Here is a 2,264-nt window from a genome sequence, read left to right as displayed (position 1 = left end):
GGTGTTGTAAGGTTAAGCCTCACGGATCATTAGTACTGGTTAGCTCAATGCATCGCTGCACTTACACACCCAGCCTATCAACGTCTTAGTCTTAAACGTTCCTTCAGGGGCCTTAAAGGCCCAGGGAAGACTCATCTCGAGGCAAGTTTCGCGCTTAGATGCTTTCAGCGCTTATCTTTTCCGCACTTAGCTACCGGGCAGTGCCATTGGCATGACAACCCGAACACCAGTGGTGCGTTCACTCCGGTCCTCTCGTACTAGGAGCAACCCCTCTCAATCTTCCAACGCCCACGGCAGATAGGGACCGAACTGTCTCACGACGTTCTAAACCCAGCTCGCGTACCACTTTAAATGGCGAACAGCCATACCCTTGGGACCTACTTCAGCCCCAGGATGTGATGAGCCGACATCGAGGTGCCAAACACCGCCGTCGATATGAACTCTTGGGCGGTATCAGCCTGTTATCCCCGGAGTACCTTTTATCCGTTGAGCGATGGCCCTTCCATTCAGAACCACCGGATCACTAAGACCTACTTTCGTACCTGCTCGAGCCGTCACTCTCGCAGTCAAGCTAGCTTATGCCTTTGCACTAACCTCACGATGTCCGACCGTGATTAGCTAACCTTCGTGCTCCTCCGTTACTCTTTGGGAGGAGACCGCCCCAGTCAAACTACCCACCAGACACTGTCCTCACCCCGGATTACGGGGCCGAGTTAGAACATCAAACATTAAAGGGTGGTATTTCAAGGTTGGCTCCATGCAGACTGGCGTCCACACTTCAAAGCCTCCCACCTATCCTACACATCAAGGCTCAATGTTCAGTGTCAAGCTATAGTAAAGGTTCACGGGGTCTTTCCGTCTTGCCGCGGGTACACTGCATCTTCACAGCGAGTTCAATTTCACTGAGTCTCGGGTGGAGACAGCCTGGCCATCATTACGCCATTCGTGCAGGTCGGAACTTACCCGACAAGGAATTTCGCTACCTTAGGACCGTTATAGTTACGGCCGCCGTTTACTGGGGCTTCGATCAAGAGCTTCGCCTTGCGGCTGACCCCATCAATTAACCTTCCAGCACCGGGCAGGCGTCACACCGTATACGTCCACTTTCGTGTTTGCACAGTGCTGTGTTTTTATTAAACAGTTGCAGCCAGCTGGTATCTGCGACTGGCTTCAGCTCCGAGAGCAAGTCTCTTCACCTACGCGCCAGCGTGCCTTCTCCCGAAGTTACGGCACCATTTTGCCTAGTTCCTTCACCCGAGTTCTCTCAAGCGCCTGGGTATTCTCTACCTGACCACCTGTGTCGGTTTGGGGTACGATTTGATGTTACCTGATGCTTAGAGGCTTTTCCTGGAAGCTGGGCATCAACTACTTCTGCACCGTAGTGCATCGTCATCACGCCTCAGGGTTAGTAAGTAACCGGATTTACCAGGTCACTCCCCCTACACGCTTAAACCGGGACAACCGTCGCCCGGCTAGCCTAGCCTTCTCCGTCCCCCCTTCGCAGTAACACCGAGTACAGGAATATTAACCTGTTTCCCATCGACTACGCCTTTCGGCCTCGCCTTAGGGGTCGACTCACCCTGCCCCGATTAACGTTGGACAGGAACCCTTGGTCTTCCGGCGAGCGGGTTTTTCACCCGCTTTATCGTTACTTATGTCAGCATTCGCACTTCTGATACCTCCAGCAAACCTCACAGTTCACCTTCAACGGCTTACAGAACGCTCCCCTACCCAACAACGCCTAAGCGTCGCTGCCGCAGCTTCGGTGCATGGTTTAGCCCCGTTACATCTTCCGCGCAGGCCGACTCGACCAGTGAGCTATTACGCTTTCTTTAAATGATGGCTGCTTCTAAGCCAACATCCTGGCTGTCTATGCCTTCCCACATCGTTTCCCACTTAACCATGACTTTGGGACCTTAGCTGGCGGTCTGGGTTGTTTCCCTCTTCACGACGGACGTTAGCACCCGCCGTGTGTCTCCCGTGATAACATTCTTCGGTATTCGGAGTTTGCATCGGTTTGGTAAGCCGGGATGGCCCCCTAGCCGAAACAGTGCTCTACCCCCGAAGATGAGTTCACGAGGCGCTACCTAAATAGCTTTCGGGGAGAACCAGCTATCTCCCGGTTTGATTGGCCTTTCACCCCCAGCCACAAGTCATCCGCTAATTTTTCAACATTAGTCGGTTCGGTCCTCCAGTTAGTGTTACCCAACCTTCAACCTGCCCATGGCTAGATCACCGGGTTTCGGGTCTATACCTTGCAACTA

General features: G+C 53.2%; 1 rRNA gene. It reads right to left on the bottom strand.

The features are described from left to right. Window positions 1–8: 8 nt before the first annotated feature. A 23S ribosomal RNA gene (locus KAJ71_RS23110) occupies window positions 9–2,264 on the bottom strand; the annotation flags it as partial.

The sequence above is a fragment of the Serratia silvae genome, from assembly GCF_023282985.1.
Classification (GTDB): Bacteria; Pseudomonadota; Gammaproteobacteria; order Enterobacterales; family Enterobacteriaceae; genus Chania; species Chania silvae.
The sequence above is the reverse complement of the archived record's forward strand: the minus strand, read 5'-3'. Positions and strand labels throughout refer to the sequence as shown.